The 11,386-nt window shown below is 36.8% G+C and carries 9 protein-coding genes; 1 reads left to right on the forward strand and 8 read right to left on the reverse strand.

The features are described 5' to 3' along the window. Positions 1-50: 50 nt before the first annotated feature. The 4 genes from sufU to sufC are packed head-to-tail and all read right to left on the reverse strand — an operon-like array spanning position 51 to position 3,800. On the reverse strand, positions 51-476 hold the full coding sequence (sufU, locus tag AO843_RS08460) for a Fe-S cluster assembly sulfur transfer protein SufU (RefSeq protein ID WP_054610683.1): 426 nt from the start codon (positions 474-476) through the stop codon (positions 51-53). After that, a complete protein-coding gene (locus AO843_RS08465; RefSeq protein WP_054610684.1) occupies positions 466-1,695 on the reverse strand; it encodes a cysteine desulfurase in 1,230 nt (409 codons plus the stop codon). Before AO843_RS08465 ends, sufU begins: the two co-directional genes overlap by 11 nt. Continuing rightward, a complete protein-coding gene (gene sufD, locus AO843_RS08470) occupies positions 1,695-3,002 on the reverse strand; it encodes a Fe-S cluster assembly protein SufD (RefSeq protein WP_054610685.1) in 1,308 nt (435 codons plus the stop codon). The genes AO843_RS08465 and sufD overlap by 1 nt, the downstream gene beginning before the upstream one ends. A gap of 18 nt (positions 3,003-3,020) precedes the next feature. After that, on the reverse strand, positions 3,021-3,800 hold the full coding sequence (gene sufC / locus AO843_RS08475) for a Fe-S cluster assembly ATPase SufC (protein ID WP_004228249.1): 780 nt from the start codon (positions 3,798-3,800) through the stop codon (positions 3,021-3,023). A 524-nt stretch (positions 3,801-4,324) separates the two neighbouring features. On the opposite strand from sufC, the gene AO843_RS08480 reads away from it, so the two are divergent. After that, complete coding sequence (locus AO843_RS08480; protein WP_054610686.1) at positions 4,325-5,227, forward strand: LysR family transcriptional regulator; 903 nt, start codon at positions 4,325-4,327, stop codon at positions 5,225-5,227. 26 nt (positions 5,228-5,253) lie between these two features. Here AO843_RS08480 and AO843_RS08485 read toward each other — a convergent pair whose 3' ends face one another. From AO843_RS08485 to AO843_RS08500, 4 genes are read right to left on the reverse strand one after another with little or no spacing between them, the layout of a single operon-like run. Continuing rightward, positions 5,254-6,315 (reverse strand): glycosyl hydrolase family 18 protein, encoded by a 1,062-nt coding sequence (locus AO843_RS08485; protein ID WP_231630105.1) that lies wholly within the window; start codon positions 6,313-6,315, stop codon positions 5,254-5,256. A gap of 22 nt (positions 6,316-6,337) precedes the next feature. Further along, entirely contained in the window at positions 6,338-8,089 is a 1,752-nt protein-coding gene (locus AO843_RS08490) for a polysaccharide deacetylase family protein (RefSeq protein ID WP_054610688.1), read from the reverse strand. Beyond that, on the reverse strand, positions 8,086-9,957 hold the full coding sequence (locus tag AO843_RS08495; protein ID WP_054610689.1) for a glycosyltransferase family 2 protein: 1,872 nt from the start codon (positions 9,955-9,957) through the stop codon (positions 8,086-8,088). The genes AO843_RS08490 and AO843_RS08495 overlap by 4 nt, the downstream gene beginning before the upstream one ends. Then, complete coding sequence (locus tag AO843_RS08500; protein ID WP_231630100.1) at positions 9,954-11,384, reverse strand: polysaccharide deacetylase family protein; 1,431 nt, start codon at positions 11,382-11,384, stop codon at positions 9,954-9,956. The genes AO843_RS08495 and AO843_RS08500 overlap by 4 nt, the downstream gene beginning before the upstream one ends. Between the last annotated feature and the right edge of the window lie 2 nt (positions 11,385-11,386).

The raw sequence follows: 11,386 nt of genomic DNA on the forward strand, positions 1-11,386 counted from the left end.
GCTTGAATGAAAGCTAAGCCGTTTTCACCCAAGCAACAAGGATGAAAGATTTATTTCACACCTTTTTCCATTGCTTTCCAAGCTAATGTCGCACATTTAATTCGTGCAGGAAATTGTGAAACACCTTGTAATGCTTCAACATCCTCAAGGTCATATTTATCGCTATAATCCTCACCCATCATCATTTTAGAAAAAATATCTGAAAGCTCTATAGCTTCTTCAACTTTTTTCCCTTTGATGAGCTGTGTCATCATCGATGCAGAGGACATAGAAATAGAACAGCCTTCACCGTCAAATTTTGCATCCTCTACAATACCATCAGTCACCTTTAATGTTAAGTGAATACGGTCGCCACACGTTGGATTGTTCATATCAATCGTTACAGCATCCTCTTCTAAAGATCCTTTATTACGCGGATTTTTATAATGATCCATAATGACTGAACGATATAGTTGATCTAAATTATTAAAAGACATCGCCAAAATACTCCTTCGCAGAACGTAACCCTGCAACAAGACGGTCAATATCCTCCTCTGTATTGTACAGATAGAAGCTTGCACGCGCTGTCGCTACTTGCTGAAGACATTTCATTAGTGGCTGTGCACAATGATGGCCAGCACGAACAGCAATACCATTCATGTCTAGCACCGTTGCCACATCATGTGGATGTACATCATCTAAGTTAAATGTCACAAGTCCACAACGTTTCATTGGGTCACGTGGGCCAAAAATCTTCAAACCGTCAATTGTCTCAAGCTGATCCATTGCGTAGCCAGCAAGCTTATGCTCATGCTCTGCAATGTTATCTAGCCCGATCTCAGTTAAGAAATCAATAGCGGCTCCTAAACCTATTGCACCTGCAATAATAGGCGTTCCACCTTCAAATTTCCACGGTAATTCCTTCCACGTTGAATCATATAACCCAACAAAATCGATCATTTCGCCACCAAACTCAATTGGCTCCATCTTTTCAAGGTGTTCCTTTTTACCATATAGTACACCTATTCCAGTTGGTCCGCACATTTTATGCCCAGAGAAACCTAAGAAATCTACATCCAAATCTTGCACATCAATTTTCATATGCGGGGCAGCTTGTGCACCATCGGCTACCATGACAGCACCGTTAGCATGTGCAATTTGCGCAATTTCTTTAATTGGATTTATCGTTCCAAGTACGTTTGATGCCATTGACACCGAAACGATTTTTGTTCGAGGTGTAATCGTCGCACGTACTTTATCCAGGCTAATAGTGCCATCTGCTTCTAGATCAATGTATTTTAATGTCGCCTTTTTCTCTTTAGCTAACTGTTGCCAAGGAATAATATTGGAGTGATGCTCCATGTGAGTAATCACAATTTCATCACCCTCAACAACATTTGCACGTCCATAACTTGCAGCTACTGTATTTAAAGCTGTCGTTGTTCCACGCGTAAAAATAATCTCTTGTGTTGATTGAGCATTAATAAACTTACGAACCTTTTCACGTGCACCTTCATATTTATCTGTAGCACGGTTTCCTAATGTATGCACGCCACGGTGAACATTGGAATTATCATATTCATAATAAGCCTTGATTGCTTCAATCACTTGAACAGGTTTTTGTGACGTCGCTGCACTATCAAGATACACAAGTCTATGACCATTTACATCCTGATTTAAAATTGGGAAATAGCTTTTAATGTCTTTATTCATCATTAGCGAACTTTCCTTTCAATAACCTCCGTCAGTTGCTTTTGAACGCCCTCAATTGGTAATTGCGTAACAACTGGCGCAAGGAATCCATGGATAACAAGGCGCTCTGCCTCTGTTTTCGAGATACCACGGCTCATTAAATAGTAAAGCTGTAATGGATCTACTCGACCAACAGATGCTGCGTGTCCTGCTGTTACATCATCTTCATCAATTAATAAAATTGGGTTTGCATCCCCACGAGCTTTTTCTGAAAGCATTAATACACGTGATTCTTGCTGTGCATCTGCTTTCGTTGCACCATGTTCGATATAGCCAATACCATTAAAGATGGATTGAGCTGCATCTTTCATCACACCATGTTTTAAGATATGCCCGTTAGAGTTTTTACCCCAGTGACGAACCTCTGTAGTGAAGTTAAGTTTTTGTTCTCCTCGACCAACAACTACTGTTTTTGTATCTGCATGAGAACCGTCACCAATTAAATGAGTAATGTTTTCGGAAATTGTGTCTGAGTCATTCATTAAACCAAGAGCCCAATCTACTTTTGCGTCACGTGCTAAACGTGCACGACGATTTACATATGTTGTAAAGCCTTTTGCAAGTACATCCACTGCACCGTATGTTACTTGTGCATTATCTTGGACAACTACTTCCGCAATAATATTTGCTTGACCTTTTGCTTCTTCAACTGTTGAAATATATGTTTCCACATATGTTACAGCAGAATTTGCTTCAGCCACTACTAAAACGTGGTTGTATAATGAGGCTTCTGCATTATCATTTAAGAAAACAACTTGAAGTGGTTGTTCGATGATCACATTTTTTGGCACGTAGACAAATACGCCACCATTGACAAGTGCTGTATGAAGCGCCGTTAGCTTATGCTCATCCACTTTTACAGCTTCTGTCATAAAGTATTTTTGAACAAGCTCACCATGTTCACGAACTGCTGTGAAAATATCCGTAAAAATAACACCTTTATCAACAAGTTCTTGAGTTGTTTTAATGTATGCTGGTGTATTATTGCGTTGAATATAAAGATTTTCTTGTGCTTCAAGGTCAATTAACCCTTTTGCTTCTTCAGGTAGAGCATCCAATGATGGAAATGCCTCACTATGAACTGTAAATGCTGGGAAGTTCATGAAATCCCATTTTGTAATATTAGTTCTATCTGGTTTTGGCAAATCTAAACCAGTTACTTTGTCTAGTGCTGCCGCGCGAAGCTCTGTAAACCAAGTTGGTTCACCATTTGCTTCTGAGAACGAGCGCACGTCCTGTAATGTTACAGGCAAGTTAAGTTCCACTGTCATGCTAGTTCGTCCTCCCTCTTATGCTTCTTGTTCTTCTGTTTCTTCTTCAATACCTAATTCTTTTTTGATCCAGTCATAACCTTCTGCTTCTAAGCGTTGTGCAAGCTCTGCACCACCTGATTTCACAACACGTCCTTGCATCATTACGTGTACATGATCAGGTGTAATGTAGTTAAGAAGACGTTGATAGTGCGTAATCATTAAGCAGCCAAAGCCTTCGCCGCGCATTGCGTTGATTCCTTTTGATACTACTTTAAGCGCATCAATATCAAGACCAGAGTCAATTTCGTCTAAAATTGCGATCGTTGGTTTAATCATCATTAATTGAAGAATTTCATTACGTTTTTTCTCACCGCCAGAGAAACCTTCATTTAAATAACGTTGAGCCATATCTTCGTTCATTTCTAGGAATTCCATGTTTTTATCCAGTTCACGGATAAATTTCATTAATGAAATTTCATCGCCTTCTTCACGACGAGCATTAATAGCTGAACGTAAGAAATCAGCATTTGTTACTCCAGCAATTTCTGATGGATATTGCATAGCTAGGAATAAACCAGCTTGAGCACGCTCGTCTACTTCCATTTCAAGTACATCTTCGCCGTCAAGCTCAACAGTACCTGAAGTTACTTCATATTTAGGATGACCCATAATAGCAGAAGCTAGTGTCGATTTACCAGTTCCGTTTGGTCCCATGATTGCATGAATTTCATTTGTATTAATAGTAAGATTTACGCCTTTTAAAATCTCTTTCCCGTCGATTGCAACGTGAAGATCTTTAATAACTAAAGTTGACATGAAAATACCTCCATAGTGTTCAGTGAATGGGTCAACCATTCCTTAATTATCATCATTCTAATCTTAACTGAAAATCGTTCTCTATGCAAACCATTTCAATTACTTTCCTACTCCTCAAATAAATTCTTGAAAAATAAAGGCTTTGTAAGCATTTTCAGATTATTACTATTTCAAATAGACAATGAGAATGGACTTTCTTCATTTTCAATGAATTATCTTTAAATGAGAATCGATTTCATCTAGCTACATAGTGAAAACCTCGTGAAAAGTGCTAATTGTAGCGGTTTTGTGACAAATTTGCATAAACAACCATAACTATACTATAACCTATTTCATTAAAATGGAATCAATTAAAAAGAAGATATTTTCTATGCGATCTCTTTTATACTCAAAAGCAAATTCTTCCCTACGAGATTACAGAATACTTTAACTTTTTTAAGCAATTACAGTCACTTTTCAACTTCAATACTATATAATTAAGCTATAATCAATCTTATTTTTAGATTAATAGAGGTGAATTGTTAGTGGAGTTACGTCAATTACGCTATTTTGTGGAGGTTGCTGAACGTGAGCATATTTCAGAAGCCGCTGAGCATCTCCATGTAGCTCAATCAGCCATTAGTCGGCAGATCGCAAATCTTGAAGATGAGTTAGGCACTCCGTTATTCGAACGAGTGGGAAGAAATGTGAAATTGACTCCTATTGGGAAGACCTTTCTTGAACATACCATTACAGCATTAAAGGCCATTGATTTTGCTGCCAAGCAAGTAGAAGAATATCTCGATCCTGCTAAGGGATCTATTAAAATTGGTTTTCCAACAAGTTTGGCTAGCTATGTACTGCCAACCGTTATCTCGGCCTTTAAACGAGAATATCCTAATTTACAATTTCAGCTACGACAAGGATCTTATCGATTTTTAATTGACGCTGTCAAAAATCGGGAGTTAAACCTTGCCTTTTTAGGACCGCTTCCTCCAAAGGATGAAACAATTGAGTCGACTATTTTGTTTACTGAAAATATTGCAGCTCTTCTACCAGCCAATCATCCATTAGCGAAAAGAGAGTGTATTCAGCTTGCAGAGTTGAGAAATGATCTATTTGTGTTATTTCCGGAGGGCTACATTTTACATAAAGTAGCAATGGATGCTTGCCGTGCTGCTGGTTTTTCACCTAATATTATTTCAGAAGGGGAAGATTTGGATGCGCTTAAAGGCTTAGTGGCAGCTGGAATAGGCGTTAGCCTGTTACCAGAAAGTTCACTTTATGATTCAGCTGCTCGCTTTACTGTAAAGGTGCCCATTGAATCGCCCACAATTCCAAGAACAGTTGGTATTATTTCTCCTGTAAATCGGGAAATCGCCCCATCAGAAACCATTTTTTTAAATTTCGTAAAAAACTTCTTTTCTCGTTTGTCCCAATTTCAATAAAAAAATCGCCAATAAAGGCGATTTTTTTATTGAGACGAGCGCTCTTCAGTTGCCTGCTCACGAATCCATTGTAATGTTTTTACCCCTAATCCACCTGCTCGCCACAATACCACATCATGATAGCTTTTCTTTTGTACATGTTTGACCCACTTTTCAAGTGTTTCTTGATCAGCATACCAAACCTCATGACTAATATTGTTAGTATCTATATACGTAAAATAAACAGCTCCACTCGCCTTATCGCGTTGTTTGTCTGCGTTCGTTTCAGCGAGTACTTTCTCAGCCTCAAGCTCCGTTAAGGCAACTGTTTTACCTTGTGCTACCCAATCGAAACCACCAGTAGCAAAGGCAATGGCTAAATCTTGATTAGATTTCTTTATTTTTTTTAATAAATCATTGAGAAACGTAAAAGTAGCTTTCGCACCTGGACCACTATGATAACCATGTACATTATAGGCCATTACGGTATAGTTAGGCCCATCTGGTAATTTCACATCAAACGGAAAACGTGGCTCTAGCACTACATGCAGCGTAACATCCTTTTTAGCAAGTTCCCGGTAAAGCTCACTTAAAAATTGAACATATTTAGGAAGATCTTCTTTAGCTATCTTTTCATAATCAATCTCAATGCCATTCGGTTGGTATTGTTCAACTACCTGTAAAATATTACTGATATGCTTTTGCCTCGCTGAAGAATCTTGTAATAGTCTATGCAAAAGCGTACTATCTTTTTGAACAGATGGCGCATTTTCCGTAACATAATCATTAATAAGCGTTAGTATCACATGATGTGATTCATTAAATTGCTGCTGTGTTTGTTGCAACATATCGATTGCATTATCTGTTAACAATAATTCATCTTTACTATTAAAATAGGCACCGAAAACGCGTATATCTTGTAATCCATGTTGAGAACTTTGAACATCTTCCAGTGCGGATTTATTTTGCCATTCGGGTAACCAAATGGACAAACGGAGCTTGGCCTTATCCTTTAATTCTTCCTTTGCTATAGCTGGTGGTTCTTTACTATTACTGCAAGCAGTGATAAATAGTAAAGCTATACAGATAAACAACACAAAGTTTTTCACTTGTTTCAAATTTCACCCCGATTTAGAAGGTTTCAATAAAGAAATCTACAACATGATTAAACAATGTTGTACTTTTATACTTAACCTTCTCGAAATTCGTATATTGGTTCGTAAAAATGGTTTGATCATTTCTATCTGTAATTAAAATATCTTCAATTAATGTATCGTAAATATCATCTGCATACTGTTCATGTGACGTATCTTTATGACTAAACAATGCCCCAAATCCTATTTGTGATCCTTGAAGGTTTGGATTCATTTGAATAGTCTCAGATAATACATTATCTACATCTATTTCTATTTTATCCTTATTTACAAAAATGTTAAATACTCTATTTTCCGATAAGTTTCTTGGATACTCTTCTTCAGCAATCCGTGATCCCTTTTGTGTATCTTGATACGTATATACTGTTGCTTTATTAAATGCATACTCCTCTTCATTCCACTTAATCTCATTTAATGGAAAACGCGCCTTCTCCACTATGCCTGATGCAGGTAATTTTTCACTCACTACAAGCTCATTATCAATTAAGGCAACCCGCAGATAGCTATTCGTTTTATCATCATAATTTACGTAGAACGCCTGCTGACCAACAACATTCCCTTTAAATGTAAAGTTGACATTATATTCTTCTGGTAATGACTCCTTTAAGAGAATTCTACCTTCACTAGATGGAGCTGATGTTAACGTGATCTCATTATTTTCAAATTCTGCCGCCCCGTTAATCGTACGCCATTTTTGTGCTAATTCAGGATCCCCTACTTTAAATTCTACGTTTTGTTTACTAGCCTGTCTGATTTTCATCATCACATGATTGGTTGACCAATAGGGAGAAACCTGTAATCGATTTAAGTTATAAAGATCGCTATCTTTATCATTATAAGCACCCAATTCTAAATTAAAATGCATTAGAAACTTATCTTTAATTTCCTTGTCATTGACACTCTGTACCAGTGGATCCATATTGTTATACAGTGAGTTTGCATGCATAATCGCATAGGCTTTTGGTACTTCACCAAACTCTTGTTGATAGATATCCTGCATAAGCTTGTAATCTTTCTTAATACGAATGTCCATCTCTTGTCGAGTTTCACTTGGAATCATATATTGATTACGAATAAAATCCATTAAATAGTGGTTATAGTATTCGATCGTTGTTTTATTCGGTATATTATTTTCATCAATGACACCTAAGGACTGCCCTTTATCATTAAAAATATTAATATAAGTTAGCCGATATCCATTAGAACCTAATTCCCAATAACCACTTCTCTCCATTAACTTTAAATCTTTTGGTTTTAAAAATTTCTGATCGTGGGTATCCATTTTATTGGCATACGTAAACATCGTAGCCTTATAATTTAATTTTTCCATAATGTTTTGAGCAAAAATACTAGAATCTGTGCGTCCATCCTCAAATGATAAATACAACGCTTTTTCTGGTAAAGGTTTATTCTTTTGGTAAAAATCTAAAATATCCTTTTGTGTAATGGTTTGATAACCCTGTTTTTCAAGCAGCGTTAATTGTTCTTCTAAATTCTTTTTTGACACATATTTAGGGGAGTCATTTCTACTCACACCAAAATAGGAAAGTGCAATAAAACCCTCTTTATTGTTTAAAGGTACCGCCTCGGCAAATCTCTTGTCTGTCAGAAAAACGGCTTTTATTAAAATTATAGCTAACAAGACAACAATAATTAATTGAGCTATCGAGCGTATAAATTTCCGTCGATTTTTTTTAGCCGGCTGAAAGATTACATTTTTTTCATTCATTCCTTCTCACCCATTTTTCTAATTTTCAACATCGAAAATCGGGATTTTCGTAATTTTTGCTTTTCCATTTTCTTTTCTTTTGCCAGAATATCTTGAGGTGTTTCCCTTGTCCCCCATGTTGATTTCCAAAATGTAACCCAGGCAACTGGCATTTGCCAAAGCAAAATAAATTCATAATAAAGAACGAAGATAAACCCGAATAACCACAATTTACTTTTTCTAAAGAATAAATGAGCCAAACTCATCAGCATGGCCATTAAGAGTAAACCTATTAAAAAAGTTGTCGGAAAAATGCCATACATCATCGGCACATAAATTAAGTTGTATACAACGACAATTGGCGCAGCAATGGGCACGATTAAACCTATGATGAAGAAAAGAAACATGAAGGGTTCTTTTTTCCACATAAATAAAAACGCTCGTAAAGATTCTCGAAGCCAAGAACGTTTCCATCGCATTTGCTGTGATAAAAAAACTTTTGTGTTAGAAGGAACAATTGTAGAGCATATAGCATTATCCTGATAGCCTGTTCGATGAGTTTTCAAAATGTAGTTTGTCATACTACGATCATCACCAAATGTAGCAGGCTGCCCGAGGAATTTTTGATTGAGCCAAGCTGTTTCATTTTTTAAAATAAGCTCTTTTCGATAACAAGCTAATGGTCCCGATAAGCAAGTAACCGTATCAAACCACGATTCAGCTGCTTTCATAATACGAAAGGCAATATAATAACGGACTGTTTGTAATTTTGTCAGGGCATTTGTAAATTTATTTTCTACCTCTGTCCGACCAGCCACACCACCCATTTTGGGATCTTGGAAAGGCTGTACTAAATTGCGGATAGCATGGGGCTCTAAAAAACTATCTGAATCCACAAAAACCACTAAGTCATGTTTTGCTTGATGAACGCCCGCTACAAGCGCTTCCCGTTTTCCACCGTTTTGAGGCAGCTTAGAAAATTTTAAGCGATCGGTCGTTTTAAAACGTTCTCCCTCATAATGAATAAGGTCAATCATTCCCCTTGCTTTCTCCTCCGTCTCATCTGTAGAGCAATCATCCACAACAATCACTTCTAATTTATCAACAGGATAGTATTGATTAATACAGCTTGAAATCGTGCGATGTATCCATTCTTCCTCATTAAACACAGGGATAATAATGGATACGCCAGGCTCATAATTAGGGTTGATGGGTACATTTTTATAGAAAATACCAAATATATATCTACTTAATAGAAACGTTGCGGCGATAATGCTATAAAGATATAAAAATTTATTGAACCTAAAATAAATAACACTTTCTGCTCTCATCAGCATAACAATTAGAGAAACGACCAATAAGAATAAACTGGCCACAAAAATAGACATGCCCCACCGTTTTTTTATCATATAGTCATTTAAGGGTTGAAGAAATTCACAAGCAAAGTAATACCGTATTTGTCCATCTACTTCTTTAGTAAAATGCCGCACTATTTTTGCCTTTAATTTTACTTTTGCCTCATATCCCTCGGGCATTGCACCACCAGGAATCGTAAAATTCATTGCTAAAATTTCATCCATTAATAATTGTTGAGGATGTAGAGAATAAACAAGGATTCCGGTTACTGAAATATCTTCCGCATAGTATTTGTCTGAACTTATTCTACGTCTTGCTCTCTTAATCTGGACCTCAAAATGAGTTTCATAGCGTAAGCTTAACTGTTGGAGACGATAAATTTCATTGACATCAGTCGGATCAATTTCCTCTTTCTGATAAGAAGCACCTCGCCGATTTACAAGGTTTCGGACATTTTCGGGATCAGGAATATTTGATAGAATCCGGCGATCTGAACGTGGTACAGTTAAAACCTCTTTTTTCGTTTTCATCATTTATTCACATCCCCATTTGTATCTTCTTCAATCCAAGTTGACATTTTACTAAAGCTATATCCATCTTGTTGTAGCTTTTCAATAATTAATGGCAGTGCTTCTACTGTTTTAGTACCATCTAAGATGTGCATAACAATCACTTTTCCAGGCGCAGCTCTAGATACAACCCTTTCATAAATGTCTTGTGCACTGTAATCTAAATTCCAATCAAAAGAAGCAATGTCATACATGGCAATGGTTTTAATTCCTGCAGCGGTAACGACCTTGGCAGTTCGCTCATCCATGATTCCTTGTGCTGGTCTAAAATAAAGTAGTGGTGGTTCCTGTAAAGCATAGGTAAGAGCCTTATGGGCCTTTACCAAATCATCTTGTATTTCCTCCGGCGTCATCTTAGTAACATCTAAATGGTAATAAGAGTGACTGGCTACCTCATGCCCTTCCTCTAAAATCAACTTTGCTAATTGTGGATTCTTTTCCACCCCACTGCCGATTAAGAAAAACGTACTTTTAATATTATATTTTTGTAAAACATCCAAAACATCCTTCACTTGCTTTTCATGTGCCCAATCATCAAAAGTGATAGCAATTTCCTTTTTTGATGTCTCTTTTCGATAATATAAATTTGGTTTGACATCTTCATAATTTAAATTAGGGCTGATTGCATCATGACCAGCAATTTCTTCTACAGACTTTGTTAAATAACGTTCATCTAACACATCGCTTAAAGTAGTAATACTATACCCATGTTCTTCTGCTAATTGAGCTAGTAAAGGAACGGTATCTATAATGGCAGGATTAATGTAAGTGTTGAGATGAATAATAGAGCCTCTATCAATATATTTGCCAATATAGTCAATCAGTTCTTCGGCATTTTGCATTTTTCTATCAAGTGGATTAATAGATAACCCGACTACTGCTTTCATATCCAACGCAGCAGCTGCTAAGCGCATATTATCTGTAATATCACCCGAACGACTTCGAACAAATTTTGGTGTATATCCTAAATGTTCCTCAAATATTTGATTCGTTAAAAGAATCTCCTCATAGGTTTGGTCATAGTTCAAAGTTGATACATCTGGGAATGTCAATGTACCGTTTTGTACCTCATGACCTCTATTTATAATGTCTTGAACAAGCTCCGGCTCCTGTGCCACACGTAGACCCTCTAAGAAAAAGGTTGCTTTCATATTAGATTCATCTAATTTTGCCAGTAGTAGCTCCATTGTTTTATTATCCGCAAAACCATTAAATGTTAGTGCAACTTTTGGCACGATAATATCGGCATGGCTGATTGAATCACTCATCGTACCATCGGATTCCTTAATCTCTATAGAAGAATCAACAGGTTGAATGGTCTTTTGTGGAGCGGATTGGCATCCTGCTAAGAACATCAGGATTAGAAGCCCACATATTTTTAGCTGTTTCATGT

This window comes from Lysinibacillus sp. ZYM-1 (assembly GCF_001308875.1).
GTDB lineage: Bacteria > Bacillota > Bacilli > Bacillales_A > Planococcaceae > Lysinibacillus.